Genomic DNA, 26,411 nt, shown 5'->3' with positions numbered 1-26,411 from the left:
ATCGTGCTCCCGGCCGTTCGGTGGCGCGCGTCCGGGTTGTCGGGCGGGCTTACGCTCGGAGCATGTTCTTCTCCCGCGCCAAGACGCAGGTCATCTCGGCCGACGACGCGCTGCCCGGCCGTCCCGACCCGCTGCCGCACGTGCCCGAGATCCACGCCGTCAACGGCAACCGCATCCAGCCGCCCTTCCCCGACGGGCTGCAGACGGCCGTGTTCGGCGCCGGGTGCTTCTGGGGCGTGGAGAAGGTCTTCTGGCAGACCCCCGGCGTGTACTCGACCGCCGCGGGATACGCAGGCGGGTACACCCCGAACCCGACCTACGAGGAGGTGTGCTCCGCCCGCACCGGCCACACCGAGGTCGTGCTGGTCGTGTTCGATCCCGCGGTCATCTCCTACGAGCAGCTGCTCAAGGTGTTCTGGGAGGACCACGACCCGACCCAGGGCATGCGCCAGGGCAACGACATCGGGACGCAGTACCGCTCGGCGATCTATGTGCAGGGTCCCGAGCAGGAGGCCGCCGCGAAGGCGACCCGCGACGCCTACCAGGAGCGGCTGACCGCGGCCGGGTACGGCGAGATCACCACCGAGATCGCGCCGCTGGGCGAGTTCTTCTACGCCGAGGACTACCACCAGCAGTACCTGTACAAGGTGCCGAACGGCTACTGCCCGGTGCACTCGACCGGCGTCTCCTGCCCGGTCGGGCTGCCGGGCGTGTGAACCCGTAGCTTGCCGGGGTGGAGATCCTCCGGACGCCGGCCGAGCGGTTCGCCGATCTGCCGGACTTCCCGTACGAGCCGCGCCACGTCGAGGTCGAGGGCGGGCTCCGCGTCGCGTACGTGGAGGACGGGCCGGCCGGCGGCGAGACGGTGCTCCTGCTGCACGGCGAGCCGTCCTGGTCGTTCCTGTACCGCCGGATGATCCCGGTGCTGGCGTCCGCGGGCCTGCGGGCCGTGGCTCCCGACCTGATCGGCTTCGGCCGGTCCGACAAGCCGGCCGACCGGGCGGCCTACAGCTACGCCGGGCACGTGGCGTGGATGCGCGAGGCGCTGTTCGACCGGCTGGACCTGCGTGACGTCACGCTCGTCGGCCAGGACTGGGGCGGGCTCATCGGGCTGCGCCTGGTCGCCGAGCACCCCGACCGCTTCGCGCGCGTGGTCGTCGCCAACACCGGCCTGCCGACCGGCGACCAGCGGATGAGCGACGCCTTCCTCGCCTGGCAGCGGTTCTCCCAGGAGTCGCCGCGGTTCGAGATCGGCCGCGTGGTCGCGAACGGCACCGTCGGTGGGCTGGCGCCGGAGGTGGTCGCCGCCTACGACGCGCCCTTCCCCGATGACCGCTACACCGCCGGTGCCCGCGTCTTCCCCGCGCTGGTGCCCACCGCGCCCGACGACCCGGCCGCCGCGGCCAACCGTGCCGCGTGGGAGGTGCTCGCCCGCTGGGAGCAACCGTTCCTGACCGCCTTCTCCGACGGGGACCCGATCACCGCCGGCGGTGACCGGGTGTTCCAGAAGCTGGTCCCCGGGGCGCAGGGCCTGCCGCACACCACCCTGGCCGGCGGCGGTCACTTCCTGCAGGAGGACGTCGGCCCGGAGCTGGCGCAGGTCGTCGTGGACCTGATCGCCGCCACGCCCCGGTGACGTCGGCGACGGACCTCTTCGGGGCGCTGCGGCGGGCGCCCGACGTCGAGGCGGCCGAGCTGGTCGCGGTCGACGCGACCGACCGGCTGCTGCTCGACACCGCCGCCGAGCTGCTCGCCACGTGCGGTCCTGGCCAGGTCGCCGTCGTGGACGACAACTACGGCGCGCTGACGCTGGGCGCGGTGGCGCTGCACGGTGCCCGGGACGTGCGGGTGAGCCAGGACCTCCTCGTCGGCGAGCGCGCACTGGCCCGCAACGCCGAGCGGACCGGGCTGTCGGGCAGCTACCGCTCCTTCCCGCTCCGGGAGGTCGCCCGGGGCGCGCGGGTCGTCCTGGTCCAGGCGCCGAAGTCGCTGGAGGCGCTGCGGGAGATCGCCGAGGACGTCGCCGCAGTGGCTGCGCCGGACGTCAGCCTCTTCGTCGGCGGCCGGGTGAAGCACATGACCCGCGCGATGAACGACGTGCTCGGTGCGTCCTTCGCCGGTGTCTCTGCGACCCTGGCCCGCCAGAAGTCCCGCGTGCTCGTGGCGCGGGGCCCGCAGCCGACGGCGTCGTCCTTCCCGCGTCGGCAGGAACACCCGGATCTCGGGCTCACCGTGTGCGCCCACGGCGCGGCGTTCGCCGGGCCGCGCATCGACATCGGCACCCGCGCGCTGCTGGACTGTCTGGACCGGATGCCGACGGCGGAGGCGGCCCTGGACCTCGGTTGCGGCACCGGCGTCCTCGCCGCCGCCCTGGCGCTCAGCCGCCCGCAGCTGGAGGTCGCGGCCGCGGACCAGTCCGCGGCGGCGGTCGCCTCCGCCCGCGCCACGATGGCGGCCAACGGGCTGGCCGACCGGGTCCGCGTCGTCCGGGACGACGCCGGGGACTCCCTTCCCGACGGCAGCGTCGACCTGGTCGTCTGCAACCCGCCCTTCCATGTCGGCGCCGCGGTCGTGACCACCGTCGCCGACCGGCTGTTCGCCGCCGCCGGCCGCGTGCTGCGGGCGGGCGGTGAGTTCTGGACCGTCTACAACAGCGCACTGCGCTACAAGCCGGCGCTGTCCCGCCTGGTCGGGCCCACCCACGTCGTCGGCCGGACCCCGAAGTTCACGGTGACGGTGTCCCGCCCTCGGTGACACGCGATCTTGTGGTGTGCAAGATCTTCGCGCGCTGACCTTGAGCCACGGAGCCGGCAGCCGAAGACATCACGGCAGTCCGCAATAGCCGTTCCGTGCAAGGGGAGTTCCATGTCTCAGACCTGGTGGACCGACCGCCCGCTCGGGGTGAAGCTCTCCGCGCTCGTCGCGTCCGGGGCGGTGTCCCTGGGCGTCTTCGCGGTCCTCGCCGTCGGCGAGATCCAGGGGACGGGCGGCGCCAAGGGTGTCCTCGTGGCGACCAACGACGCGACGGCGGCCGCCCTGGAGGCGGACATGATGCACGACGCGGTGCGCGGTGACGTGCTCCAGGCGTTGCTCGACGGCCACGGGGACCAGTACCGGTCGGCGGTCACCGAGCTGGTCGACCACTCGGAGAACTTCCGCGTCCTGCTCGACGAGGTGGCGGCAGCCGGCCTCGGCGCCGACGTGGACAGGTCCGTGGAGGACGTGCGGCCGGCCGTCGAGGCCTACCTGACGGCAGCCGGTGAGATCGTCGACGCTGCTGGTCGCGACGTCGCCGCTGCGCGCGGCGGCTATCCGGAATTCCTCGTGGCCTTCGAGGCACTCGAGGCGGAGCTGCCGGCGGTGGGTGAGGCGATCGGCGCGCGGGCCCGCTCGGCCGAGCAGGAGAGCGAGGACCAGCGGAACTCGGCCTCGACGCTGCTGGTCGTGATCGCGGTCGTCGGTGTCACCGTGCTCGGATCTCTCGGCTGGCTGGTCACGCGATCGGTCGTCCGTCCGCTGCGTCGCGTGGACGCCGTCGTCGCAGCCATGGCCGACGGCGACCTCCGGGGGCGGACCGGGGTGTCGAGCAGGGACGAGGTCGGTCGGATCGCCGCGGCGCTGGAGACCTCGATGGAGGACATGCGTTCCGTCGTGGCGGTCATCGCCGAGACCTCGGAGACGCTGGCGTCGGCGACGGAAGAGCTGACGGGGAGCGCACAGGCGATGGACCGGCTCGCGCAGGAGTCCGCAGCGCAGACCGATGTGGTCGCGGGCGCGGCCGACCAGGTCTCCACCACCGTGCAGACCGTGGCCGCGGGATCCGAGCAGATGGGTTCCTCCATCCGGGAGATCGCGCAGAACGCCTCCGAGGTGTCCCGCGTCGCGGCGCAGGCAGTGGCCGTAGCGGATGCCACCAACGCGACGGTCGCCAAGCTCGGCGAGTCGTCCCTGGAGATCGCCAGCGTCGTGAAGGTGATCACCAGCATCGCGGAGCAGACGAACCTGCTGGCGCTCAACGCGACCATCGAGGCCGCTCGGGCCGGCGAGGCGGGCAAGGGCTTCGCCGTGGTGGCCAACGAGGTGAAGGAGCTGGCGCAGGAGACCGCGAAGGCGACGCAGGACATCACCGCCCGGGTCGAGGCCATCCAGACCGACACCGAGGGCGCCGTGCAGGCCATCGGCGAGATCTCGTCGGTCATCGGCCGGATCAACGACTCGCAGAGCACCATCGCCGCCGCCGTCGAGGAGCAGACGGCGACCACCACGGAGATGAACCGCAACGTCGCGGAGGCTGCCATGTCGGCCGGCCAGATCGCGGAGAACATCGGCTCGGTGGCCGCCACCGCGGCCTCGACCACGGGGACCATCGCCGACACCCGCGCCGCGATGGAGGAGGTTGCCCGGATGGCCTCGGCGCTGCACACCTCGGTCGGCCGCTTCCGCTACTGAGCGGCGCGACCAGGCGCCACCTCGTGCGGACCTGGCGTCGTCCCGGTTCGTACGGGGGCGACCCGAACCCGCGGCGCGGGAGTTTTCGGTTTCAGCTGTAGTCGCTCCACTCTTGGGCCGAAGACAGCGCTGACGGTGGTGCCCGCCACCGATGGCCCCAGTCCCGGAGACCCCGATGTCGCGCTCGCTCTGGTCCGACCGTCCGCTCGGCGTGAAGCTCTCCTACCTCGTGGCCACGGGCGGAGTCGCACTCGGTCTCTTCGCCGTCGTGACGTACCAGGCCCTCGAGGGCACCGGCGAGACCGCCGAGGAGCTCCTGGCCATCGCGGAGGGCACCGAGGACGTGCTGCTGGCCGACATGATGCACGACGCCATCCGCGGCGACGTCCTGCAGGCACTGGTCAGCGACGGGCAGGGTGACCTGTACGCGGGCGCCAGGACTGACCTCGCCGAGCACGACGAGCTCTTCCGCGAGGTCCTGGCGAAGACGGCGGAGGACGACCTGGGCCCGCAGGTCGACGCCGCGGTCACCGAAGTGACACCGGCGGTCGAGGCGTACCTGAACTCGGCAGCCCAGATCATCGGCGTGGCCGGCGTCGATCCCGCAGCCGCCCTGGCGGCCTACCCCCGGTTCGCACAGGACTTCTCGATCCTCGAGAACGAGCTCCCCAAGCTGGGTGAAGCGGTCGCCACCTATGGCGAGGAGGCCGCCGCGCACTCCGCCGACCAGCGCACCACGGCCGAGCGGCTCGCGCTGACCGGCGTCGGCGTCGGCGTCCTCGTCCTCGCCCTGCTGGGCTGGGTCATCACCCGGTCCGTGGTCGGGCCGCTCCGCCGCGTCGGCGCCGTCCTCCGAGGGCTGGCCGAGGGCGACCTCACCGGGTCGACCGGCATCAGCAGCAAGGACGAGGTCGGCCAGATGGCCGGCTCGCTGGAGACCTCGATGCACAACATGCGGGACGTGATCGCGGCGATCGGCGACAGCTCGACCACGCTCGCCTCGGCCACCGAGCAGCTCTCGGCCAGCGCCCAGGACATGGCGCGGCTCGCCGACGAGTCCTCCGCGCAGAGCAGCATCGTCGCGACCGCCGCCGTCCAGGTGTCGAGCAACGTGCAGACCGTCTCGGCCGGCTCGGAGCAGATGGGTGCCTCCATCCGGGAGATCGCGCAGAACGCCTCGGAGGTGTCCCGCGTGGCCGGTCAGGCGGTCACCGCCGCCGACTCCACGACCGCCACGGTCGCCAAGCTCGGCGAGTCCTCCCTGGAGATCGCCAGCGTCGTCAAGGTCATCACCTCGATCGCCGAGCAGACCAACCTGCTGGCACTGAACGCCACCATCGAGGCCGCGCGGGCCGGCGAGGCCGGCAAGGGCTTCGCCGTGGTGGCCAACGAGGTCAAGGAGCTCGCGCAGGAGACCGCCAAGGCGACGCAGGACATCACCGCCCGCGTGCAGGCGATCCAGGAGGACACCGAGGGCGCCGTGCAGGCGATCAGCGAGATCAGCTCGATCATCGCGCTGATCAACGACTCGCAGAGCACCATCGCCGCCGCCGTCGAGGAGCAGACCGCGACGACCACGGAGATGAACCGCAACGTCGCCGAGGCGGCGCAGTCGGCGAGCCAGATCGCCGAGAACATCGACGCGGTGGCCACGGCCACCAACTCCACGACCAGCGCGATGAACGACGCGCAGGCCGCCATCGACGAGGTGGCCCGCATGGCCACCTCGCTCCACAGCTCGGTGGCTCGATTCCGGTACTGACGCGCTATCGGAGAGCCACCTGAGGAGGGGCGGCGGTGGGGGGCTTCCCACCGCCGCCCCGTTCATGCTGGGCTGAGGGCATGCCGAATCCCGTGGCCCTGCGCGTTCTTCGCCGGGTGCGGCCCTGGCTGGTCGGTTGGATCGCGTTCCATGCCGTCGTCGCAGCGGCCGGCCGGGCTGACCGCCTGGCGGAAGAACGAGGGCGACGAGTCCTCGACCAGCATCCGGCGGGTGCTGACCCACTTCGGGCTGGAGCTCCGCCCGCGGAACCCGGCGCTCTCCCGGGTGCGGGTCGACCTCGCGATGGCGGGTGCCGAGATCGACCTGACCGCGCTGCCCCGGCCGGCCCATGGCATCGACCTGACCCTGCGGGCGCTGATGGCCGGCGCGGCTGTCCGGGTGCCGGCCGACTGGCGGGTGTGGTGGCGCTTCCGCGGGATCGGCGGCATGGGCGGTGACGGCCGTGTGCAGCGCACCGACGACGAGCACGCCGCCGACCTGCGGATCCATGCCCGCGCGCTCTTCGGCGGCGTCGGCGTCGAGGCCGGCTGACGCTCAGCAGAAGCCGGGGGTGCCGTGCCAGGCGATCTCGGCGGGCGGGATGTCGTCCCGCAGGACGGTGCCCTCGATCAGCCCGTAGGGGCGGTCGTCGGCGTGGTACACCACGTTCGGGTTGTCGAGACCGAACGCCGACAGATCCTGCAGGAAGTGGTGCTTGTTCGGCATCGACATCCGGATCTCGGCCACGTCGGGGCACCGGTCCAGCGCCGCCGTGCCCATCGCGTGGAGCGACTGCTGCAGGGCGAGCGAGTGGGTGGCGGCGAACGTCTCCAGCAACGCCGTCCGGACGGCGTCGAACGACGCGTCGAAGTCCAGGTCCGTGCCCGTGTAGCGCCAGCGGGCGGTCACCGCGGTCGCCAGGATCCGGTCGTCCGTCTCCACGAGGGTGGTGTAGCGGTCACGCGGGAAGCCCCGGAACTCCGAGCCGGTGGTCTTGAGGACGACGAGGTCGCTGAGCCCGGCCAGCACGTGGGCCTCGCCGCCGTCCACGGTGACCACGGCGGTCCGGACCTCGCTGCCGGCCCGGCGGAACGAGTGGTCGTGCTCGGCGCCGCCCACGCTGATCCGCTGCCAGCCGTAGGACTCGACGGCCACGCGGGCGCCGGTGATCCAGTCGTAGGAGCCGGCGAAGTGCCGGGCCAGTCGCAGCGCGAAGGCCTCGGGCGAACCGACACCGTCCCGGGCGAAGGCGAACACCGTGTTCTTCTGGGTGTCCGTGGCGAGCACGTGGCTGTTGTCGCCCTCGGTGTGACAGGCGGTGAAGTCGCCCCGCAGGCTCGAGCTGACGTTGAGATCGACGAGGGTGTGCCGCGGGCTGCTGCGGTCGACCGCGACGACGCGGACCTCCGCCTTCCCGTACTGGTTCGGGCCGAGCACGATTCCCATGCCGCGCACTGTTGCACAGAAGGGACCCCCGCCCCCCAGTGCTCGCGAGCTCGCGCCGGGCCCCTGCAGAGGGCCGGTCAGGAGCCCCGGTACGTGGAGTAGGCGAACGGGCTGAGCAGCAGCGGGACGTGGTGGTGCTCGCCCGGTTCGGCGACGGAGAACGTGAGCACGACCTCGGGGTAGAACGCGTCGCGCCCCTGCTCGGCGAACCACTGCCCGGTCGCGAAGACCAGCCGGTGCACGCCGAGGGCGGTCGCGTCCTCGGTCAGCCGGGAGCGGCCGTCGTGGTCGGTCACGCTCTCGGCGATCAGCTCCTCGCCGGCGAACAGGCGGACGGCGATGCCCGCGGCGGGTCGGCCCACCACCGAGTCCAGCACGTGCGTCGAGACGCTCACGAGACCAGCTCCTTCACCCGCAGCGCCGTGATCTGGGCCAGCTGCTCGGTGACCTCGGCGCGCTCGGCCTCCTCGTCGTTCTCCAGCCGCCGCCGCAGCTCGGCCAGCATCTCGTCCGGGGACCGGCCCGAGGCGCGGATCAGGAACACGCGGTCGAAGCGCTCCTCGTAGGCCCGGTTCCCCTCGAGCAGCGCCCGACGAACGTCGTCGTCCGCGTCGTCCATCGAGCGCTGCTCCCGGCGCGAGGACCGGGCCTCTGCCGAGGACCCCTCCACCCGGTCGCCGATCCGCGGATGTGCGGCCAGCGCGATGGCGACGTCGTCCCACGGAAGTTCGCGGGCCACCTGCTCGACGCGGGCCAGCAGGGTCTCGACGTCCCGGTAGGGACGACCGGCGACCACCTCCGCGGCGAAGCGGGGTGCGGCGTTGCAGGCACGCAGGGCCTGGACGGCCTGGTCGGCGGGCTCGTCGTTGAACGCGTCGAGGGTGACCACGGTGAGAGGATGCCAGCCCCGACCAGGAGAGGGAGGCGCCCCGTGACGGACGTGCGCGTGCAGGGACCGCCGGTCGACCGGGAGGAGGAGATCCTCACGCCCGAGGCGCTGGACTTCGTCGCCGACCTGCAGTCCCGGTTCGGGGCGCACCGCGACGCGCTGTTGGCCGCCCGGGCCGTCCGCCGGGCCGAGATCGCCGCCGCCCGCAGGATCGACTTCCGCGCCGAGACCGCCGACGTCCGGAACGGCGACTGGCGGGTGCCGCCCGCGCCGCCGGGACTGGTCGACCGGCGGGTGGAGATCACCGGCCCCACCGAGCCGAAGATGGCGATCAACGCGCTCAACTGCGGCGCGAACGTGTGGCTGGCCGATCTGGAGGACGCCAACACCCCGCACTGGCGCAACGTCGTCGGCGGGCAGGTCGTGCTCAAGGACGCCGTCCGCCGGACGCTTTCGTTCACCAGCCCCGACGGCAGGGGGTACCGGCTGCGGGAGGACGGCCGGCTGCCGACGATCGTCCCGCGGCCCCGTGGCTGGCACCTGCCCGAGCGGCACCTCCTGGTGGACGGCGAGCCGTCGGTGGGCGCGCTCGTGGACGCCGGCCTCTACCTGTTCCACAACGCGCGGGAGCAGCTCGACCGCGGCAGCGGGCCGTACTTCTACCTGCCGAAGATGGAGGGTCACCTCGAGGCCGGGCTCTGGCGGCTGGTGTTCGACCACGCCGAGCAGGTGCTCGGGCTCCCGGCCGGCTCCGTCCGGGCCACGATGTTGATCGAGACCATCCCCGCCGCGTTCGAGATGGAGGAGATGCTGCACGCCCTCGGCGACCACGCGACGGGGCTCAACGCCGGCCGCTGGGACTACCTCTTCAGCGTCATCAAGGTCTTCCGCGACGCCGGGCCCGACTTCGTGCTGCCCGACCGCGCCGCGGTCACGATGACCGCGCCGATGATGCGGGCCTACACCGATCAGCTGGTGGCGGTCTGTCACCGCCGGGGGCGCACGCGATCGGCGGCATGGCCGCGTTCATCCCGAGCCGGCGCGACCCGGAGGTGAACGAGCGGGCGCTGGCCAAGGTGCGCGAGGACAAGACCCGGGAGGCCGGCGACGGCTTCGACGGGTCGTGGGTGGCCCACCCCGACCTCGTCCCGGTCTGCCGGGAGATCTTCGACGGCGTCCTCGGTGACCGGCCGAACCAGCTGGCGAAGCAGCGCCCGGAGGTCTCCGTGACGGCGGAGCAGTTGCTCGACGTCGCCTCGGTTCCGGGCGAGTGCACCCTCGCCGGGTTGCGGACCAACGTGGAGGTGGCGATCCGCTACCTGGCGGCCTGGCTGGCCGGCAACGGCGCCGTCGGCATCCACAACCTCATGGAGGACGCCGCCACCGCGGAGATCAGCCGCTCGCAGGTGTGGCAGTGGATCGACGCGGGCGTCGTCCTGGACTCCGGCGACACGGTGACCGAGGAGCTGGTCCGGCGGGTCATCGACGAGGAGGTGGCCGGTATCGGGCAGCTCGACCGGCTGGACGACGCCCGGCGGCTGTTCGAGCAGGTCGCGCTGGCCGACGAGTTCCCCGACTTCCTGACCCTGCCCGCCTACGAGCTGATCTCGTGAGAAAGGACCCCGTCCTCCCCACCCCTCGCACGCTCGGGCCGGGTCCCGGGACGGGGCCGAAACGCAACTGGAGTAGAACGCCCTTGCTTTCCGACGAGGTCTACGACGAGCTGGACCGGCGGCTCACGCCGGTCGACGCGGCCCGGCTGGCCGCCTTCGGCGGCGAGCGGACCGTGCGGCAGCCCGTGCACACCTGCTACGTCCCGGCCGATGCCGTCGGCCCGGGGCTGGCCGTCCGGTGGGGCGAGCAGGCGCTGGAGGCGCTGGACGACCACGGCCTGCCGGACCTCGGCCTGCACCCCGCACTCGTCGAGGAGGTGCTGCCGCGCGTGCGGTTCAAGCTCGCGAACGAGCCCATCGAGGACCTGCGCGTCGACGCCGAGGACGGCTACCGGCACGGCCCCGGCAAGGAGGACGTCGACGTGCCCGCGGCCGCCGCGGCACTGGCGGCCGACGTCGGGAACGGCGTCGCGCCGCCGTGGTGGGGGATCCGCGCCAAGTCGCTCGAGCTCGGCACCCGGCACCGCGGCGTCCGCACGCTCGACCTGTTCCTCGGGGCGTTCCGGACCGAGACCGCCGGCGTCCTGCCGGCCGACGCCGTCTTCCGGCCGATCGTGACCCTGCCCAAGGTGACCGCCGTGGAGCAGGTGCGCGCCTTCCTGCCCGTGCTCGACGCGCTCGAGGCCGCCCACGGCGCGCAAGCCCACCTGGAGCTGCAGATCGAGACGCCCCAGGCCGTCATCGGTCCCGATGGGGCGATCACCGCGGCGGCCATGGTGCACGCCGCGGGCCCGCGGCTGCTCGGGCTGCACTACGGCACGTACGACTACAGCGCCTCCCTCGGCATCGCGGCCGCCCACCAGGCGAGCGACCACCCGGCCGCGGACTTCGCCAAGCAGGTGCTGCAGGTGGCCGTCGCCGGCACCGGCGCACGGGCCGTGGACGGCTCGACCAACGTGCTGCCCGTGGGTGCGACCGACGCGGTGCACACCGCCTGGCGGCTGCACGCCCGGCTGGTGCGGCGCGCGTTGGAGCGGGGCTTCTACCAGGGCTGGGACCTGCACCCGGCACAGCTGGTGACGCGCTACACCGCCACCTACGCCTTCTTCCGCTCCGCGCTCCCGGCCGCGGCCGCCCGCCTGGCCGCGTACCTCGACCGCACCGCCGGAGGCGTCCTCGACGAGCCGGCCACGGCCCGGGCGCTGGCCGCCGTCCTGCTGCGCGGGCTGGACTGCGGCGCCGTGGACGACGAAGAAGTTCGGGCTGCGGGAGGGCCGGAGCGCACGACTCTGGATAGGCTGGCTGGCCGGCGGCCCGGGGGATCCTGAGGGGGTCGCCGTTCGTCGCTCGGCACGCCGGCGTCCTGCGGCGTGCCCCGCACGAGAGGGCACCGATGTCCGCGCTTCCCGTCGCAGCCTGTCCGACCGAGGCGGAGCTCGAGTTCGACCGCCAGGTCGACGCGCTGGTCCAGGCCGGGCTGCCCGAGCACCTCGAGCTCCTCGAGAGCTGCTTCCGCGCCTCCTGCGAGCCGCTCCGCGACCTGCTGCCGCCGCCCGCCGGACACGACGGCATCCCGTTCGTGGTCGTCGTCCCCGGGCTACCCGTCGTCCCGGTGCTGGAGGCCGTCCACACCGTCGGCGGGCCGGGCTTCACCACGATGGAGGACGACGACCTCGCCCGGTTCAGGCCGCTGCCCGAGCTGGAGGTCCCGGCCGCGCCCTACCTGCTCCTGGACGTCGACCCCGGCGGCGGCAACCTGAACGTCCCCCCGGCCAAGGTGCTGCCCGGCATCGCGGCCGCCGGCCGGACGCCGCTGACCATCGCCGAGGGGCTGGCGGTGCTCGTCTCCGATCCGGGCGTGCTGCGGTCCCGCAACTGTTTCTCCCTGGCCGGGTCCCGCGCCGGCGACAAGCGCGTGCCGGCCCTGTGGGTGAGCGCCCGCCGTCCGCGGCTGGGCTGGTGCTACCAGGGCGCGCCGCACACCTGGCTCGGCACCGCCTCCTGCGCGGCCAGGGTGGGCGCCTCGGCGCCCGTGTGACACGCGTGTCGGCCCCCGGTTCGGCGACCGGGGGAGCGTGTCCCACAATGACTCTTCACTGGCCGGCGCCGTTCGGCCTCCAACCGTGTCGAGGGGCTGGTGGACGGAGCTGCGACGGACTGTGCCGCGTCCGCCATGGTGCCCGAACCCCGGAGGGGCGGGCGGGGGGCCGGGGTGAGCAACCACCACGGCGCCTCGGTCGTCGACAGCGAGGCGCAGCTCCTGGCGGTCGCCCTGCCGTTCCTCGACGAGGGCCTGCGGGCCGGCGACCTGGTGGTGCTCACCTGCCCGCCCGAGACCGTGGACCTGGTGACCCGGGCACTGGGCGAGCGCGGCCGCGCCGTCGAGTCCGATCCGCGGATGAGCCTGCTGGGTTCCCGCGCCCCTGACGCGCTGACCATGTGTGGTCGGTTCCTGGAGCGCGCGATGGCGTCCGGCTCCGGGCGGCTGCGGGTCCTGGCCGATGTCGACTTCGGCAGCGAGCCCGCCGGCTGGCGCGAGGGTCAGCGGTTCGAGTCCGTGTTCAACCGCCTGATGGGCACCGCTCCCGTGTCGGCCGTCTGCCTGTACGACCGGCGGCGCCTGCCCGCCCCGGTGATCGAGAGCGCGGCGGCCACCCATCCCGAGCTGGTCGCCGGCACCACCTGGTCGGCGAGCCCCCGGTACCAGGACCCGGGCGCCTACGTGCCGGCGCTGCCGCTCCCGCGCGAGCCGGTCGAGGACGGGGACCCGATCTTCTCCGTCGACGACGCGCGCACCCTGGCCGGCCTGCGCCACCAGCTGGGGGCCGTGATCGCGTCGGTCGTCCCGGGTCGCGAGCAGCAGGAGGACCTGCACCTCGCCGCTGCCGAGATCGCGGCGAACGCGTTCCGGCACGGCCGGCGTCCCGTGTCGGCACGGGTGTGGGCCGACGGCGACCGCATCGTCTGCGTGATCTCCGACCGCGGCACCACCTACGGCGACCCGTTCTCCGGGTTCGTGCCCGCGCACGGGCTCGACCTCGCCGCGGGCGGCATGGGCCTCTGGCTGGCCCGCAAGCTCTGGGACCACGTCGACGTGCTGCCCTCCGAGGCCGGCTTGAGCGTCCGGCTCAGCACCCGCGTGCGCTGACCGCGCGTCCTTGACTCGCTCGATGTCTCACTGCTGAGGTACCGGCGTGATCGTCGTGACGGCCGCAGGCGGGCAGACCGGCGCCGCCGTCGTCCGCGCGCTGTGGTCGCAGGGCCGCCCGGTGCGGGCACTCGTCGGCGGCTCGCAGTCCTATCCCGAGCTCAGAGCGCTGTCGGCCGACGTCGTCCCTGCCGACCTGCGCCGTCCCCGCGAGGTGCAGCCACTGCTCGAGGGCGCGGACGCGCTCTACCTGATCTGGCCCAACTTCGACCGCGGCGAGACCGACGGAGCGACCGCGTTGCTGAGTGCCGCGCGCCGGGCCGGTGTGCAGCGGGTCGTCTACCACTCGGTGCTGCGGCCGCAGGCCCGGTCGATGCCGCACCACGCGGCCAAGGACCGGGTGGAGGAGGCGCTGGACGCCAGCGGTCTGCACTGGCGCGTGCTGCAGCCGTGCGCGTACGCCGACAATCTCGATTCGCACGTGGTCGAGGCTGCCGCCACCGGCGTCCTGCGCAGCTCGTGGGGGCTGGAGCAGGCGCAGTCGCTGGTCGACCTGCGGGACGTCGCCGACGCCGCGGCCGTGCTGCTCACCGAGGGCGGCCTGGACGGCGGCACCTTCGAGGCCGTCGGCCCCGAGCCCCTGACCGCACCGCGCATCGCCGAACTGGTGGCCGAGCGCACCGGGCGGCCGGTGACCGCGGTCGACGCCGTCCCCGACGGGCCGGTGCCTCCGCCCGGGCGCTACGCGGCCCGCTGCCTGCGGCTGATGCTCGACCACTACCGGTCCCACGGGTTCATCGGCAGCCCACGGGTGCTCGAGGCACTGCTGGGCCGGCCCGCCCGCACGTTCGCCGAGCACCTGGCCGCGCTCGAGCTGCCCAGCGCAGCGGGGAACTACCGTGAGCGACGTGGAGGACGCCGTGGACCTGATCCTGCAGCAGTGGGGCAGGGAACGGCCCGACCTGGACTGCTCGCCGATGGGCGTCATCGGCCGGATCACCCAGCTGCAGCGCGAGGTCTACCTCGCCCAGCGTCGCACCTTCGCCCGGCACGGGCTCGACGCGCCCTCCTTCGACGTCCTCGCCGCCCTGCGGCGCGCCGGGCAGCCCTACCAGCTGACGCCGACGGCGCTGATGCGCACGGCGCTGGTGACCTCGGGCGCCATCACCCAGCGGCTCGACCGGCTGGAGGAGAAGGGGCTGATCACCCGGGAGCGCAGCGAGGCCGACGGCCGGGCCGTGGTGGTCACCCTGACCGACGCGGGCCGGGCGGCGCTGGACGCTGCGTTGCCCGACCACCTGGAGACCGAGCGCGAGCTGCTCGACGGGCTGCCGCAGGCCGACCGCGAGCTGCTGGCCGATCTGCTCCGTCGGCTGCTGGTCGCGCTGGGCCGGGTGCCGCAGGAGCCCTGAGGCCCGGAGCGAGGTCGGTGCCCGGGCGTTCTTGCCGGTGCCCTTCGGGCCGGTCAGGGCTGCGCCGGCAGGTCCCCGGGCCGGAGGTCGGGACGCACGCGGACGAATCGCAGCGGGTGCCGGAACACACCGGCCTGCAGCGCCGCGTCGGCGCTCACCTCGACGACCGCCGAGGGCTCCACGCGGGTGAGGGCGACCGACAGCTTGCCGCCGCCGAAGGCGCCCGTCCCGATCCGCTCGGGCCACGGGTGGCCGTCACCGGCCGGGGTGAGGACCGCCGCCAGCTCGGCCGACTGCTGGGGGGTCAGCGGGCTGGTGCGACCGACGACGACGAGCTCGCCGTCCCGGTAGCGGCCGGCGACCAGCTGGCTGGGCCGCTCGATCGGCCCGATCACCCCTCCGGCGACCACCTCGGTGGTCTCCCAGGACTTCACCTTGAGCCATTCCCGGCGCCCCGGCGCGTACCGGGTCGCCGCACCCTTGGCGACGAGCCCCTCGACCCCGCGGCGCGGAAGTCGTCGAACCAGCGCCGCGCCTCCTCCGGGTCGGCGGTCGAGGGGGTGAGCTGCAGCGGCGGAGCCCAGCGGGCGGCCAGCACCTCCAGTTCGTCGCGCCGGCGGCTCCACCGCTCGCCGCGCAGATCGGCACCGCCCGCGGCGAGCAGGTCGAAGGCGACGTAGGAGGCGGGGGAAGCGGCGACCAGCGGCGCGATCCGGCCGGGTGCGGTCACCATGCGCCGCTGCAGCAGGCCGAAGTCCAGGCGCGAGCCGTTCCAGATGACGACCTCGCCGTCGACCACCGTGCCGGCCGGTACCTGCGCCAGCGCGGCCGCGGCGATGTCGGGGAACCGGTCGGTGAGGTCGCGGCCCTGCTTGGACCACAGCCGCGTGGACGCCGCGGTCCGGACGACGACCAGCCGGTAGCCGTCCCACTTGGGCTCGTACCGGCACCCACCGGAGAGGGCGTGCGCCGGGGGGATGGCTGCGACCGGCTTCGCCAGCTCCACCGCCACGGGTCCCGCGAGCTCGGGCGGGAGGCCCGGGAGGCCGGGGACCGACAGTGGCACCCGGACAGCCTGCGCGGTGGGCCAGGGGAATCGCAGCGTGGAGCCGGGGACCGTCACCCGAACGGGACCCGGGTCAGCGCGTCCCTGACTCCAGGTGATCGTCGAGCGTGGCAGCGAAGTCCTCGGCGACCGCCAGTTGGTCGCGAAGTGCGGCGACCCGGGCGCCGGCCGCCTCGCGGAACATCCGGAGCCGGTCGACGAGGGTTGCGTCGGTGGGCCGGCGCGCGAGGTCGTCGAGCAGGGTCAGCAGCTCCTGCATCTCCTCGAGCGAGAAGCCGAGCGGCTTCATGCGCTTGATCATCTCCAGCCGGCTCACGTCGGCCTCGCTGTAGAGCCGGAAGCCGCCTCCGGTACGGCTGGTCGGCCGGACGAGCCCGCCCTCCTCGTAGAACCGGATCGTGCGCAGGCTCAGCCCCGTGCGGTCGGCCACCTGGCCGATCTGCAGCAGTCCGCTGCGGGCCGCTGCCGGCATCAGTGCGCCCCGGCCAGCTGACCGGTGTGCCGGAGGTAGCGGTCGAACGAGTGACCGTGCAGGCCGATGATCTCGGCCGTCTTGCCGCGGGTCTCGTACTTGTGGGTGATGGCGTCCAAGGCGGCGACCGTCGAGGCGTCCCAGACGTGCGCCTCGGACAGGTCGATCACCACGTTCGCGGGATCGCCGGCGTAGTCGAACTGGTCGACGAGGTCGTTGCTCGAGGCGAAGAACATCGCGCCGGAGACCGCGTAGACCCGGGCCCCCTCCGCGTCGGTGGTGGCGGTCACCTCGACCACGTGTGCGACCCGGCGGGCGAAGAGCACGCAGGCCACGCCGACGCCGACGCCGACGCCGATCGCCAGGTTGTGGGTGAACAGCGTGAAAGCGACGGTGGAGACCATCACGGCGGTCTCGCTCAGCGGCATCCGGGGAAGGGTGCGCAGGCTGTGCCAGTCGAAGGTGGCGATCGACACGAAGATCATGACCGCGACCAGCGCGGCCATCGGGATGATCGCCACGACGTCGCCGAGGGCCACGACGAGGACCAGCAGGAAGACACCGGCCAGGAAGGTCGACAGCCGCGTGCGGGCGCCGGACTTCACGTTGATCATCGTCTGGCCGATCATCGCGCAGCCGCCCATGCCGCCGAAGAAGCCGGTGACGATGTTGGCCACGCCCTGGCCCCACGACTCCCGCGTCTTGTCGGAAGGGGTGTCGGTGATGTCGTCGACGAGCTTGGCCGTCATCAGCGACTCCATCAGCCCCACGAAGGCCACCCCGAGGGCGTAGGGCGCGATGATCGACAGCGTCTCCAGGGAGAACGGGACGTCGGGGAGTGCCAGGAACGGCACGCTGCTCGGGAGCTCGCCCTCACCGCCGACGTCGGGCACCGCGAGGCCGGCCGCCACGGTCAGGCCGGTGAGCACGACGATCGCCACGAGTGGCGCCGGGACGGCGGTGCTGAGCCGGGGGAGCAGGAAGATGATCGCCAGGCCCGCCGCCACCATCGGGTACACCAGCCACGGGACGCCGATCAGGTGCGGCAGCTGCGCGCTGAAGATCAGGATCGCCAGCGCATTGACGAAGCCGACCATCACGCTGCGCGGGATGAACCGCATGAGCCGGGCCACGCCCGCGGCGGCCAGGAGCACCTGGAAGACCCCGCCGAGGACGACGGCGGCGAGAAGGTACTCGAGGCCGTGTTCCACGGCCAGGGGCGCCACGACCAGGGCGATCGCCCCGGTGGCGGCGCTGATCATCGCCGGGCGGCCGCCGGTGAACGAGATCACCACGGCCATCGTGAAGGAGGCGAACAGGCCGACGCGGGGATCCACCCCGGCGAGGATCGAGAAGCTGATCGCCTCGGGGATGAGCGCCAGCGCGACCACGAGCCCGGCGAGGATCTCGGTGCGGGCGACGCGGGGACTCAGCCAGGCGGGGCGGGCAGGGCGGATGGCAGGCAGGACGGACATGCTCCCGTTTCCGGTGGAGGAGGAGGCGCTCGACGACATCGGTGACGCGGTGCGCCGGTCGTCGTCCATCCTGCGGGAAACCTGACCCTCACGTGAGGGAAGAGTCGTGCGAGATCGGTCACCTTCGCACTACGGGTGGGCACCCCTCAGGAGCAGGAGGCTGTAGGCGGCCAACGACGGGCCGTCGGTGAACCGGCCGTCGGCCACCATCGCCCGCAGCTCGTCGCGAGGCACGAACCGGCACCGCATGTCGGCCTCGCTGGCCTCCCGGGCGGTCGGCCCCTGGGTCAGCCCGGTGGCCAGCCACACGTCGAACTGCTGGGTGGACATGCCCGGTGCGAGATCGAGGTGTCCCAGGTGGCGCAGGGCGGCAGCCCGCAATCCGGTCTCCTCCGCGAGCTCGGTCCGGGCCAGCTCCTCGGCCGACCCGCCGGCGCCCTCGCTCCAGGTGCCCTGCGGGAACTCCCAGGAGCGGCGGCCGATCGGGTGGCGGTACTGCTCGACCAGCCAGTAGCCGCCGTCCTCCGCCGGGACGACGAGCGCGAAGTCGGGCCGCTCGACGACGCCGTAGAGACCGGTCGACCCGTCGCCACGTAGGAACGTGTCCTCGCGCACCCGCATCCACGGGTTGCGGTAGACCTCTCGGCTGCTCGTCGTCCGCATGGCCGGAGCCTGTCACGGAATGCCTGTCACGATGGAGGCGATGACCGAGCGCAAGCCGCCGGGGATGTCGTTCGCGACCTGGGTGGACTCCCAGATCGACCGCAGCATCGCCCGCGGGGACTTCGAGCACCTGCCCGGGGCGGGCAAGCCGATCCCGGGGCTGCACCGCGAGGAGACCGCCTACGACTGGGCGCTGGTCAAGGCCCGCCGCGAGGGCGTCGACACGGCGGCGATGCTGCCGCCGGGTCTGGCGCTGCGGCGTGAGCGGGACGAGCTGCCCGACCGCGCCGCCCGGCTGGTCTCCGCGGCCGAGGTCCGGGCGCTGGTCGACGACTACAACGCTCGCGTCGAGGCGTTCTGGCGTCGTCCCCAGGAGAGCCGCTGGGCCCCGGTGCCCGGGCTCGCCGACGCCGACGCGGTCGTGGCCGCCTGGGAACGGAGCCGGCCGCCGGACCCGCCGCCTCCGGTCGAGCCGGCGCCGGCGGCGCGGCGACGGTGGCTATCCCGGTGGCGCCGGTAGGTCGCCGGGACGGACCAGTCCGCTCTCGTAGCCCAGCACCACCGCCTGGACGCGATCGCGCAGGCCGAGCTTGGCCAGGACGTGCGCGACGTGGCTCTTCACCGTCGTCTCCGACAGGACCAGCCCGGCGGCGATCTCGGCGTTCGACCGACCGCGCGCGAGGCCGGTGAACACGTCGAGCTCACGCGGGGTGAGCCGGCGCAGCGGCTCGGGCACCGTCGAGCCCGGTGGAGGGCGACGCACCCAGTCCTCGATCAGTCGCCGCGTCAGCACCGGGTCGAGCAGCGCGGAGCCGTCGGCCACGGTGCGCACGGCGTGCAGCAGGGCGGCCCGCGGAGAGTCCTTGAGCAGGAAGCCGCTGGCGCCGGCCCGCATCGCCGCGTAGAGGTACTCGTCCTCGCCGAAGGTGGTCAGGATCAGCACCCGTGGCCCGGGGCGTCCGCCGCGCAGCAGCCGTTCGGTCGCCTCGAGCCCGTTCATGCCCGGCATCCGGATGTCCATGAGGACGACGTCGGGCGCGTGCTCGGCCACCGCGCGGAGGGCCGACTGCCCGTCACCCGCCTCGGCCACGACCTCGATGTCGTCCTGCAGGTCGAGGATCAGCCGCAGCCCCTCCCGAACCATCGCCTGGTCGTCGGCGACGAGCACCCGGATGCTCATCGACCGTCCTCCAGGGGGAGGACCGCGGCGACGCGGAAACCTCCGGTGTCGGCGGGACCGGCCTCGAGGGTGCCCCCGTACAGGGCCGCGCGCTCCCGCATGCCGATCAGCCCGTGCCCGTCGCGGTTGCCGGTCGGGCCCCGACCGTCGTCGGTCACCTCGATCCGCAGCGCCTCCGGCGAGTAGGCCAGCTGGACGCAGGCCCGTGACGCGCCGGCGTGCCGGCGGGTGTTGGTGAGGGCCTCCTGGACGATCCGGTAGACGGCGAGCTCCAGCCCGGGGGAGAGGGCGATCTGCTCGCCGGCCACCTCGACGTCCACGCGCAGTCCGACGTCGGCGGCCTCGCGGACCAGGTCGGGCAGCCGGCGCAGCGAGGGCTGCGGCGCGGTCGCGGGCGGGCCGGCCTCCGGATCGCGGAGGACGCCGAGCAGGCGGCGCATCTCGGCCAGGGCCTGACGGCCGGTCTCCTGCACCCGCTGCAGCGGCTGGGCGGCAGCAGTCGGCGAGCGGCCGAGCAGTTCCTCGGCCGCCTCCGCCTGGACGACCATGAGGCTCAGGCCGTGGGCGACGACGTCGTGCAGCTCGCGGGCGATCCGCGCCCGCTCCTCCGCGGCGGCGAGCTCGGCCTCGCGCTGCAGCTCCCGTTCCAGGGTCACGGCGCGGTCCTCGACCGCGGCCAGCCGCTCGGAGCGCCGCCGCACCAGGGCGCCCAGTGCGCCGGCGGCGCCGAAGTAGAACAGTGGATAGACGAACTCGAACGGCTGGAAGGGCTCGGCGCGGGCCTGCAGCAGCGTGAGGACGGTGACCGCCACGGTCACGATCGCCAGGCCCGCGGCGATGCCGACCGGGCGGGCCTCCCGGGCGAGGGTGTAGACGCAGACCATCACGGCGACGAAGGACGCGAACGTGGCCGGCGCACCGTCGGCCGCCAGTACCTGACCCACGGTCCCGGCACCGACCACCGCGGTCACGAGGACGGGAGCTCGACGACGCGCCGCCAGCGGCAGCACCGTGACCAGTGCGCAGACCGTCATCAGCGCGGGGTCACCCGGTGGCTCGTCGACGACCAGCTGGGTCACCGCGAGGACGGCCAGCAGGGCCGGGACGGCGACGTCCAGCCACGCCTGCGCGGATGTCGCGCGCACGGTCAGCACCGCAACCCCCTCACCTCAGCCGGCCGTCAGCCTGCCGCTCGACGGTCCCGCCGCACCACCACCTGCGGGGGCGGGTCCCTCGTCCGTGAGGAGGAGGCGGTTCGTCCGTCGGGTCGGAGACATCCGGCCCGCCGTTCGGCGACCCTCGTCCCGGGCCGGTCCAGCGGGGATCGGGGAGGAAGGGAGTCGTCATGGAACTGGCGTCGTTGCTGCGGCCGCTGGGGGCGGTCGCCGGGCCTGCGGCGGTCGTGGGCTTCGCGCTGATGGTCAGCGCGATGGTCGTCGACGGTGAGGCCGGTGTCGAGACGTCGCCGCTGGCGGTCGCGTCGTCCGCTGTCCTGGTCGTGGCTCTGCTGGGGATCGGAGCCGGAGCGGTGGCGGCACTGTCGCGGCTGCGCGACGAAGGACGCAGCGTCGCGGGAGCCGCGGTGGCCGTGGTCGGCACCGTGCTGGTGGCCGGGGGTGCGTGGGCGCTCCTGTTCGTGCTCCCCGGTCTCGCCGCCGAGGCCCCCGACGTGCTCGACGCCGGGCTGCCGAGCGTGGTGGTCGGCTACATCGCCTCGTACGTGGTGTTCACGGTCGGCTGGCTGTGGACGGGTATCGCCCTGCTGCGGGCGGGCCTGGTGCCGGGCTGGCTGGGAACGCTGACGATCGTGGGCGCTGCTCTCGCGTTCGTGCCCGCGCCGGAGCCCTTCCGGGTGCTGGTCATCGGGATCGCCGTGACCCTGCTGGCCCGGCGGCTCGCGGCTCCGGTCGTCGCGCGGGCCGCGGTTCCGGCTTGAGCCGCTGCATCGCGGCGTCACCCCTGGCCTCCGGCACGGGAGCCCATCATGATCACCGTCATCCGATCGTGCGGGAGGTTTGCCGGTGACCGTTCTAGGACCGGGCGAGGGTCCGCGTCTGACCGCTCTGGGCTCGACGTACACGACCAAGGCCGACGCCGCGGCCACCCGCGGCGGCTACTGGCTGGTCGAGGAGGAGTTCTGGGCCGACACCACGCCGCTGCACAGCCACACCGACGCGGAGGAGGCGTTCTACGTCCTCAGCGGCGAGGTGGCGGTCTGGCTCGACGACGCCGAGACGACGGCCGGGCCGGGGACCTTCCTGCTGGTCCCGCGCGGGGCCCCGCACGGCCTGCGGCGCCTCTCCGACGAGGCGGTGCGCATGCTCACCGTGGCCTCCCCGGCCGGGATGGAGGCGTTCTTCGCGGCCGTCGTCGAGCAGGGCGAGGAGGCGCTGCTCGACGACGCCGACCGGCTGATCGCGCTCGCCGCGGCCCACGGCACGGAGATCCTCGGCGACTACCCGGTCGTCTGACGAGGCCGCCGCCGGGCGAGCACGACGCCGATGCCTGCCGCGAGCGTGACGGCCATGGCGCCGAGGGCGAACGGCAGCATCGGCGGGTCGACCGGCTCGGCCGGCTGGTTCGCCAGTTCGGCGTACCGTGCCGCGACGACGTCCTGGAGCGCCGCGACGTCCCCCGGTTCGGAGAGGTACTCGCGGGCCCAGTCGTTCAGCGGCCGCGCCGCCGTTCCCGACAGCGCGTAGTACGCGCCGGTCGGCTCGTCCTGGACCAGCAGCTCCGTGGGGGCCAGCGTGCCCATCGCCGTCGCGATCGGGACGCCGTTCTCGAGCCCGAACGGCTCGGCCCGGCCGCCGTCCGGCTTCCAGACTCCGAGGGTGCCGAGGACCTGGTCGCCGCGCTGGAGGACGCCGAGCCACGTGCCCGAGGGGCGGACCGGCTCGTCGGTCGGCTCGCCGTCGACGAAGGCCTTCGAGAACCAGAAGACCTCGTGGACGGCGCCGACGCGGACGTCGGAGAAGTCGCTGTCGAGGCCCGCGCCCAGTGCGGCGGCCCAGTCCGCGGCCTCGTCGGTGTAGAAGTCGGTCACGTCCGGCGGGATCGTCGGCTCGGGCAGGGCCGCAGCGGGCGCCGCCCAGGCGAGGACCGCCGTCAGCGCCGCCGCTGCTCCCAGGGTTGCTCGCCCGAACATGCCGACCGCCGATCAGTGGTGGGGGGCGTTCCTACCACCGGGAGGTCACGAATCGGTACGCGCCAGGCCCTCTCCGGGTGCATCCGCGAAGCCCTCCGGTGCCTCACCCGTGTGGCGGACCGCATCCGTCGCAGGGCCGCCGTGGAGGCCGGCGACGGCGACACGCGCCCGCCGTCGACAGTCGAGGGAGGCAGCCATGCGCAAGGACAGGATCGCGGCCGGCGTCGTCGGACTGAGCCTGGCGGTCACCGTGCCCAAGATGGCGGCGCCCGCCCCCGCTCTCGACCCCGTCGAGGGTCGGACGGACGTGGTGGCCGCGCTGGACATGTTCCTCGACCTGGGGCCGGTGAAGGGCGAGGCGCGGAGGCCGGGCGTGCGGCCCCGCCGGGACCGCTGACCTACTGCCGTCCGCGCAGGCCGGCGGTCTGCAGTCCGGCGAAGCCGGCGACGACGAGGGCCTGGAGGACGATCCAGTGTCGCGCTGTTCACCGGGGACGTCGCTCCGGAGCTGCTGGCGAGGTCCTTCGATTGCCGGAGTGGCGGCGGCACGTCCTCCACCGGCTCGCGCGCGAGGCCCAGCTCACCGGTGACGCCGAGCTCGCTACGTTGCACCGCGAGCTCGCCGCGCTTCCCGGCGGAACGGACCGGGCCAAGCCCAACGGGATCGCCGTGCCGCTGCGGGTGAGGGCCGGCGATGAGGTGCTGAGCTTCCTCGGCACGGTGACCACCTTCGGGACGGCGGTGGACCTCACCGCCGCCGAGCTCAGCATCGAGGCCTTCCTCCCGGCCGACGCCCGTACGGCGGAGGTGCTCCGACGTCCCGGTCGACCCTGTTCGCCCCTGGCGAAGGCAGGCGTCGCCGTCGACCGGCGCGGGTAGCGGCCGGGCCCGCCCCGAGAAGGAGGTCCGCCATGACCGAGGTTCCAGGTACCGATCGCGACCAGGCGCGTGAGAACGTCCTGGAGGAGACGCCGACCGCTCCCGAGGACGTCGAGGGCGCGGAGGACGACGGGGAGGGCGGCCCCGGCGACGAGGCCAAGCCCACCCCCGGCAGCACCGAACCCGTCACCTGATCCTGCGAGATCTGCACACTCGTGGTCATCAAGGCCTGATGACCACGAGTGTGCAGATCTCGCGTCGAGTCAGAGGACGTCGAACTCGTTGAACGCGGCGCCGCCGGAGAGCAGCGCGTAGCCCGGACCGCGGTCGAAGAACGGCTCGTCGCCGGTGCGGGCGGCCCGCAGTTCCCCGCGGAGCTGTTCGGTCGCGGTCTCGTCGCACGTGCCGTCCTCGAGGACGACGACGCCGTAGTCCTCGCGCGCGCCGCTGACCGACACCTTGCGCCAGGCGATGTCCCGGAGCACCTCGTCGACCGGGCGGTCCAGCGGGTCGCCCCAGCCACCGCCACCCGTCGTCCGGATGCGGACGACGGTGCCGGCCTTGAGCGGCTCGGCGTCGGCGAGCGCGTCGACCTCGTGCTCGTCCGGGCCGCCGGGGTCGACGGTGATCTGGAAGGGCCGGCCGGCCTTGCCGCCCTTGACGCCCCAGCAGGCGAGGATCGAGCGGTCGGCGATCGACATGAAGTGCGCGTCGCGCAGCACGCGGATGTGCTTCTCGTAGCCGCAGCCACCGCGGTAGCGACCCGGGCCGCCGGAGTCCACAGCCAGGCCCAGCCGCTCCACGCGCAGTGGGAAACGGCCCTCGGTGAACTCGGTCGGCAGGTTCCGCGAGTCGGGGACGACGTGGATGGTGTCCTCGCCGTCGGCGTAGTACCGCCCACCCGAGCCGCCGCCCAGCACCTCGCGCATGAGGTAGGGCTGGCCGTCTGCGTCGGTGCCGTAGACGCCGGTGTAGCGGATCGTCTCCTGGTCGGCGGGCATCCGGCCGCCGGTGGCCTTGGCGAGCACGCCGGCCAGCACGCCCAGCAGCCGCAGGATGACGAACGTCCGCGCGTTCGTGGGCGCCGGGAAGATCGGCGTGAGCAGGGTGCCCTTCTCCGGGAACCGCATCTCGATCAGCGGGACGACGCCCTCGTTGACGTCGAGCTGGGCCATGCGCTCGGGTGACTCGGCCAGGTTGCGCAGGATCGGCGCCAGCCACTTCTTGAGGAAGTTGCCGTCGGCGTAGTCGCCGCAGTGGTTGATCGGGCCCTTGGCCTGCGGGCCCGTGCCGGTGAAGTCGATGATCAGCGGCGTCTCGCGGGTGGAGTCCATGGTCAGCGTGATCCGCTGGCGGTGCAGCTGGGGCTCCTCGACGCCGTCGTGCTCGGCGTAGTCCTCCCACACGTAGGTGCCGTCGGGGATCTGGCTGAGGATCTCCCGCCGGTAGACCTCGGTGGAGTTGGCCAGGATCGCCTCGAAGCAGGCCTCGACCGCCGCCACGCCGTACCGGTCGAACAGCTCCCCGAGGCGGCGGGCGCCGGCGAGGCAGGCCGAGCACTCGGCGTCGAGGTCGGCGGCCAGGGAGTCGGGCATCCGCGAGTTGCGGGTCATGATCTTCAGCGCCGACTCGTTGGGCACGCCGCGGTCCCACAGCTTGATCGGGGGGACCATCAGGCCCTCCTCGTACACGCTGGTCGCCGCGCTGGGCATCGAGCCCGGCACGGCGCCGCCGATGTCGTCGTGGTGGCCGAACGCCTGGATGAAGGCCACGACCTGTGGTGTCTCAGCCTGGCCGTCCGGTGACGCGAACACCGGCACGGTGACGCACAGGTCGGGCAGGTGGCCGATGCCGCCTTCGGAGAGGTAGACGTCGTTGTGGAAGAAGACGTCACCGACGTTCATCGTCTCGATGGGGTAGTCGCGCACCACAGGGTGCACGAGGGCGCTGTAGCTGCGGCCGGTGAGCTTGCGCAGCTTGCGGTCGTGGATGCCGGCGCGGAAGTCGTGGGCGTCACGGATCATCGGCGACCGCGACGTCCGCCCGATGGAGGTCTCCACCTCCTTCTCGATCGCGGCCAGCGTGCCGGCGACGATCTCGACGAGGACCGGGTCCGCCTCCACCTTGGCGCCGGAACCGCGGTTCTGGTCGCCGCTGGAGGTGCCGAAACCGCGGTTCTGGTCGCTCATCGGGCGTCCTCCTTGGTGAGCAGCAGGTTGCCGTAGGCGTCGACGGTGGCCGCGAAGCCGGGGTGGACGGGGACGGTGGAGCCGAACTCCTCGATGATGGCCGGGCCGCTGACCACGTCGCCGGGCGCCAGGTCGGGCCGGTTGTAGGTCGGGGTCTCCACCCAGTCGTCGAAGAAGACCCGCCGGGTGCCCGATACCGCCCCGGCGACCGTGCCTTCCGCGCGGATCTCCAGCTCGACCATGTCCGGACGGCGGATCGGCCCGATCCCGCTGACCCGCAGGTTGACCCACTCGACGGCCTGGCGCGGGTCGTCGGCGAAGTCGTAGCCGTACAGCTGGCGGTGCGCGGCGTGGAACGCCTGAGCGACCGTGTCACTGCCCTCGGCGTCGAGTTGGCCGTCGGGCACCGGGACGCGGACCTCGAACGCCTGGCCGACGTAGCGCAGGTCGGCGGTGCGCTGCATGCGCTGCTGCGACCGCTCGAAGCCCTCGCCGTCCAGGGCCGTCTGCGCCTGTCCCTCCAGCTCGGCGAACACCGACCGCACGCGGCCCAGGTCGAGGTCGAGGTGCTTGGAGACGACGGTCTGCACGTAGTCGTTGCGGACGTCGACGGTGAGCAA

30 protein-coding genes and 2 pseudogenes are annotated in these 26,411 nt (G+C 73.4%); 19 read left to right on the top strand and 13 right to left on the bottom strand.

Translation table 11 applies throughout. The features are described from left to right. Nucleotides 1-62 precede the first annotated feature (62 nt). From msrA to MVA48_RS15795, 6 genes are all read left to right on the top strand, one after another. Complete coding sequence (gene msrA, locus MVA48_RS15820) at nucleotides 63-716, top strand: peptide-methionine (S)-S-oxide reductase MsrA (RefSeq protein ID WP_246981651.1); 654 nt, start codon at nucleotides 63-65, stop codon at nucleotides 714-716. A 17-nt stretch (nucleotides 717-733) separates the two neighbouring features. After that, nucleotides 734-1,636: a haloalkane dehalogenase gene (locus tag MVA48_RS15815; RefSeq protein WP_246981650.1), complete on the top strand. Its 903-nt coding sequence runs from the start codon at nucleotides 734-736 to the stop codon at nucleotides 1,634-1,636. Beyond that, nucleotides 1,633-2,754 (top strand): class I SAM-dependent methyltransferase, encoded by a 1,122-nt coding sequence (locus tag MVA48_RS15810; RefSeq protein ID WP_246981649.1) that lies wholly within the window; start codon nucleotides 1,633-1,635, stop codon nucleotides 2,752-2,754. The genes MVA48_RS15815 and MVA48_RS15810 overlap by 4 nt, the downstream gene beginning before the upstream one ends. 111 nt (nucleotides 2,755-2,865) lie before the next feature. After that, nucleotides 2,866-4,449, top strand: a complete 1,584-nt coding sequence (locus MVA48_RS15805) for a methyl-accepting chemotaxis protein (protein WP_246981648.1) — start codon at nucleotides 2,866-2,868, stop codon at nucleotides 4,447-4,449. Between the two features lie 175 nt (nucleotides 4,450-4,624). Further along, a complete protein-coding gene (locus MVA48_RS15800; RefSeq protein ID WP_246981647.1) occupies nucleotides 4,625-6,211 on the top strand; it encodes a methyl-accepting chemotaxis protein in 1,587 nt (528 codons plus the stop codon). Nucleotides 6,212-6,361: 150 nt separating this feature from the next. Beyond that, complete coding sequence (locus tag MVA48_RS15795) at nucleotides 6,362-6,763, top strand: hypothetical protein (protein WP_246981646.1); 402 nt, start codon at nucleotides 6,362-6,364, stop codon at nucleotides 6,761-6,763. A 3-nt stretch (nucleotides 6,764-6,766) separates the two neighbouring features. On the opposite strand, the gene pucL is transcribed toward MVA48_RS15795, so the two are convergent. From pucL to uraD, 3 genes are all read right to left on the bottom strand, one after another. Continuing rightward, on the bottom strand, nucleotides 6,767-7,657 hold the full coding sequence (pucL, locus tag MVA48_RS15790; protein ID WP_246981645.1) for a factor-independent urate hydroxylase: 891 nt from the start codon (nucleotides 7,655-7,657) through the stop codon (nucleotides 6,767-6,769). A gap of 77 nt (nucleotides 7,658-7,734) precedes the next feature. Continuing rightward, nucleotides 7,735-8,052 carry a hydroxyisourate hydrolase gene (gene uraH, locus MVA48_RS15785; RefSeq protein ID WP_246981644.1) on the bottom strand — a complete coding sequence of 106 codons (318 nt, stop codon included), beginning with the start codon at nucleotides 8,050-8,052 and terminating at the stop codon, nucleotides 7,735-7,737. Continuing rightward, nucleotides 8,049-8,546: a 2-oxo-4-hydroxy-4-carboxy-5-ureidoimidazoline decarboxylase gene (uraD, locus tag MVA48_RS15780; RefSeq protein ID WP_246981643.1), complete on the bottom strand. Its 498-nt coding sequence runs from the start codon at nucleotides 8,544-8,546 to the stop codon at nucleotides 8,049-8,051. The genes uraH and uraD overlap by 4 nt, the downstream gene beginning before the upstream one ends. Before the next feature lie 9 nt (nucleotides 8,547-8,555). Between uraD and MVA48_RS15775 the strand changes: the two are divergent. The 7 genes and pseudogenes from MVA48_RS15775 to MVA48_RS15745 form a co-directional block, all read left to right on the top strand. Then, nucleotides 8,556-9,736, top strand: a pseudogene (locus MVA48_RS15775) (malate synthase); the annotation flags it as partial. Nucleotides 9,737-9,772: 36 nt separating this feature from the next. Further along, nucleotides 9,773-10,159 (top strand): hypothetical protein, encoded by a 387-nt coding sequence (locus MVA48_RS24285; RefSeq protein WP_371821250.1) that lies wholly within the window; start codon nucleotides 9,773-9,775, stop codon nucleotides 10,157-10,159. 83 nt (nucleotides 10,160-10,242) lie between these two features. Next, nucleotides 10,243-11,487: a DUF6986 family protein gene (locus MVA48_RS15765; RefSeq protein ID WP_246981640.1), complete on the top strand. Its 1,245-nt coding sequence runs from the start codon at nucleotides 10,243-10,245 to the stop codon at nucleotides 11,485-11,487. 65 nt (nucleotides 11,488-11,552) lie between these two features. Further along, complete coding sequence (locus tag MVA48_RS15760) at nucleotides 11,553-12,197, top strand: DUF5701 family protein (protein WP_246981639.1); 645 nt, start codon at nucleotides 11,553-11,555, stop codon at nucleotides 12,195-12,197. Between the two features lie 174 nt (nucleotides 12,198-12,371). Beyond that, nucleotides 12,372-13,307 carry a sensor histidine kinase gene (locus tag MVA48_RS15755; RefSeq protein WP_246981638.1) on the top strand — a complete coding sequence of 312 codons (936 nt, stop codon included), beginning with the start codon at nucleotides 12,372-12,374 and terminating at the stop codon, nucleotides 13,305-13,307. Between the two features lie 46 nt (nucleotides 13,308-13,353). Next, nucleotides 13,354-13,995 (top strand): annotated as a pseudogene (locus MVA48_RS15750) (SDR family oxidoreductase); the annotation flags it as partial. A 211-nt stretch (nucleotides 13,996-14,206) separates the two neighbouring features. Next, nucleotides 14,207-14,719 (top strand): MarR family winged helix-turn-helix transcriptional regulator, encoded by a 513-nt coding sequence (locus MVA48_RS15745; protein WP_246981637.1) that lies wholly within the window; start codon nucleotides 14,207-14,209, stop codon nucleotides 14,717-14,719. A gap of 53 nt (nucleotides 14,720-14,772) precedes the next feature. On the opposite strand, the gene MVA48_RS15740 is transcribed toward MVA48_RS15745, so the two are convergent. The 5 genes from MVA48_RS15740 to MVA48_RS15720 all read right to left on the bottom strand — a co-directional run bounded on the left by MVA48_RS15740 (nucleotide 14,773) and on the right by MVA48_RS15720 (nucleotide 18,395). Continuing rightward, entirely contained in the window at nucleotides 14,773-15,153 is a 381-nt protein-coding gene (locus MVA48_RS15740) for a hypothetical protein (protein ID WP_246981636.1), read from the bottom strand. Continuing rightward, nucleotides 15,150-15,785, bottom strand: coding sequence for an ATP-dependent DNA ligase (locus MVA48_RS15735; protein WP_246981635.1), 636 nt, complete (start codon nucleotides 15,783-15,785; stop codon nucleotides 15,150-15,152). Before MVA48_RS15735 ends, MVA48_RS15740 begins: the two co-directional genes overlap by 4 nt. A gap of 73 nt (nucleotides 15,786-15,858) precedes the next feature. Then, nucleotides 15,859-16,257 (bottom strand): MerR family transcriptional regulator, encoded by a 399-nt coding sequence (locus tag MVA48_RS15730; protein ID WP_246981634.1) that lies wholly within the window; start codon nucleotides 16,255-16,257, stop codon nucleotides 15,859-15,861. Further along, on the bottom strand, nucleotides 16,257-17,732 hold the full coding sequence (locus MVA48_RS15725; RefSeq protein WP_246981633.1) for a SulP family inorganic anion transporter: 1,476 nt from the start codon (nucleotides 17,730-17,732) through the stop codon (nucleotides 16,257-16,259). Before MVA48_RS15725 ends, MVA48_RS15730 begins: the two co-directional genes overlap by 1 nt. A gap of 129 nt (nucleotides 17,733-17,861) precedes the next feature. Next, nucleotides 17,862-18,395: an NUDIX domain-containing protein gene (locus tag MVA48_RS15720; protein ID WP_246981632.1), complete on the bottom strand. Its 534-nt coding sequence runs from the start codon at nucleotides 18,393-18,395 to the stop codon at nucleotides 17,862-17,864. Between the two features lie 40 nt (nucleotides 18,396-18,435). Here MVA48_RS15720 and MVA48_RS15715 point away from each other — a divergent pair, with 40 nt between their 5' ends. After that, entirely contained in the window at nucleotides 18,436-18,915 is a 480-nt protein-coding gene (locus tag MVA48_RS15715) for a J-domain-containing protein (RefSeq protein WP_246981631.1), read from the top strand. On the opposite strand, the gene MVA48_RS15710 is transcribed toward MVA48_RS15715, so the two are convergent. Further along, the gene (locus tag MVA48_RS15710; RefSeq protein WP_246981630.1) at nucleotides 18,895-19,575 is read right to left on the bottom strand and encodes a response regulator transcription factor; all 681 of its coding nucleotides are present in this window, start codon (nucleotides 19,573-19,575) and stop codon (nucleotides 18,895-18,897) included. The genes MVA48_RS15715 and MVA48_RS15710 overlap by 21 nt on opposite strands. Beyond that, nucleotides 19,572-20,729, bottom strand: a complete 1,158-nt coding sequence (locus MVA48_RS15705) for a sensor histidine kinase (RefSeq protein WP_246981629.1) — start codon at nucleotides 20,727-20,729, stop codon at nucleotides 19,572-19,574. The genes MVA48_RS15710 and MVA48_RS15705 overlap by 4 nt, the downstream gene beginning before the upstream one ends. A 191-nt stretch (nucleotides 20,730-20,920) precedes the next feature. On the opposite strand from MVA48_RS15705, the gene MVA48_RS15700 reads away from it, so the two are divergent. Then, entirely contained in the window at nucleotides 20,921-21,511 is a 591-nt protein-coding gene (locus MVA48_RS15700; protein ID WP_246981628.1) for a hypothetical protein, read from the top strand. A gap of 85 nt (nucleotides 21,512-21,596) precedes the next feature. Beyond that, on the top strand, nucleotides 21,597-22,046 hold the full coding sequence (locus MVA48_RS15695) for a cupin domain-containing protein (protein ID WP_246981627.1): 450 nt from the start codon (nucleotides 21,597-21,599) through the stop codon (nucleotides 22,044-22,046). On the opposite strand, the gene MVA48_RS15690 is transcribed toward MVA48_RS15695, so the two are convergent. Next, a complete protein-coding gene (locus MVA48_RS15690) occupies nucleotides 22,031-22,723 on the bottom strand; it encodes a hypothetical protein (protein WP_246981626.1) in 693 nt (230 codons plus the stop codon). The genes MVA48_RS15695 and MVA48_RS15690 overlap by 16 nt on opposite strands. Before the next feature lie 196 nt (nucleotides 22,724-22,919). Between MVA48_RS15690 and MVA48_RS15685 the strand changes: the two genes are divergently transcribed. The 3 genes from MVA48_RS15685 (at nucleotide 22,920) to MVA48_RS15675 (ending at nucleotide 23,796) form a co-directional block, all read left to right on the top strand. Continuing rightward, nucleotides 22,920-23,120: a hypothetical protein gene (locus tag MVA48_RS15685; RefSeq protein ID WP_246981625.1), complete on the top strand. Its 201-nt coding sequence runs from the start codon at nucleotides 22,920-22,922 to the stop codon at nucleotides 23,118-23,120. Nucleotides 23,121-23,251: 131 nt separating this feature from the next. Next, nucleotides 23,252-23,602: a hypothetical protein gene (locus MVA48_RS15680; RefSeq protein ID WP_246981624.1), complete on the top strand. Its 351-nt coding sequence runs from the start codon at nucleotides 23,252-23,254 to the stop codon at nucleotides 23,600-23,602. A 32-nt stretch (nucleotides 23,603-23,634) separates the two neighbouring features. Continuing rightward, on the top strand, nucleotides 23,635-23,796 hold the full coding sequence (locus MVA48_RS15675) for a hypothetical protein (RefSeq protein ID WP_246981623.1): 162 nt from the start codon (nucleotides 23,635-23,637) through the stop codon (nucleotides 23,794-23,796). Nucleotides 23,797-23,865: 69 nt separating this feature from the next. Here MVA48_RS15675 and MVA48_RS15670 read toward each other — a convergent pair whose 3' ends face one another. Both MVA48_RS15670 and MVA48_RS15665 read right to left on the bottom strand, forming a co-directional pair. Next, nucleotides 23,866-25,791, bottom strand: coding sequence for a hydantoinase B/oxoprolinase family protein (locus MVA48_RS15670; RefSeq protein ID WP_246981622.1), 1,926 nt, complete (start codon nucleotides 25,789-25,791; stop codon nucleotides 23,866-23,868). After that, on the bottom strand, nucleotides 25,788-26,327 hold the full coding sequence (locus MVA48_RS15665; protein WP_246989259.1) for a hypothetical protein: 540 nt from the start codon (nucleotides 26,325-26,327) through the stop codon (nucleotides 25,788-25,790). The genes MVA48_RS15670 and MVA48_RS15665 overlap by 4 nt, the downstream gene beginning before the upstream one ends. Nucleotides 26,328-26,411: the final 84 nt, after the last annotated feature.

This window comes from Blastococcus sp. PRF04-17, assembly GCF_023016265.1.
GTDB lineage: Bacteria > Actinomycetota > Actinomycetes > Mycobacteriales > Geodermatophilaceae > Blastococcus_B.
Note: the sequence above shows the minus strand (reverse complement) of the source record. Positions and strands in the feature narration are given on the sequence as shown.